The sequence below is a fragment of the Streptomyces sp. cmx-4-9 genome (assembly GCF_046548835.1).
Classification (GTDB): Bacteria; Actinomycetota; Actinomycetes; order Streptomycetales; family Streptomycetaceae; genus Streptomyces.
The window spans coordinates 1-666 of record NZ_JAEBEE010000030.1 but is presented as its reverse complement, the minus strand read 5'-3'; the positions used below and the strand labels follow the sequence as shown (position 1 = coordinate 666).

The window sequence follows — 666 nt, the reverse complement described above, 5'->3', positions numbered from 1 at the left end:
TCGATACCTGGCTACGGGTGCCACGGTTTATCGATTCGTAGTAGTGCTGAACTGTCTGATGCGTGGCGCGGCTTCCCTCGATGCCGCGCTCAAGACCCAGTTTTTTTACTGATTCAGCGTAGGTGCTCTGATCTTCACGCATCTTTGACCGCCCGCCAATAAACTCTTTCGCGGACAGCCGTCCATCCTGCGTCAATGGCACCACGAACGCAGACAGGTGCGGGGTGGCCTCGTCCCGGTGAACCACCGCCGCCACAACACGATCCTTCCCGTATTTCTTCTCCAGCCATTGCTCAGAGCGGGCGAAAAACTCCGCCTGCTGCCGTGGTGTGGCCTCTTTCCACCACTCAGGGCTTGCTGTCATAACGTATTCAACGGCCAGTACCGCATCTTTACGGCGTTTTTCCGGCAGCAGCTCCCGCACACGCCCCATTGCCTGATCCGTTGATTTGGACACAGAGCAGTAGTTTTCTGGTGTCCGTTCAGCGTTAGCGTTCGGCGTCTCACGCTCTCGGTAGCAGTGCTGCAACGCGCTGGCCACGCTTCCCATTCCCGTCAGCTTTTTGCAGCGCATTATCGCGTAAGTCGCCATGCTTACCCCCTCGTTCTGGCGTACATCCAGCCAGTCGGGGGATCGCATTGCGATGCCTCCGGCGGGCCACTATC

The 666-nt window shown here is 58.3% G+C and carries 1 protein-coding gene; it reads right to left on the bottom strand.

Annotated elements, in window-relative coordinates:
• On the bottom strand, nt 1–592 hold a 592-nt coding region (gene mobV / locus ACLJTM_RS34610; protein WP_411107797.1), incomplete at its 3' end, for a MobV family relaxase.
• Between the last annotated feature and the right edge of the window lie 74 nt (nt 593–666).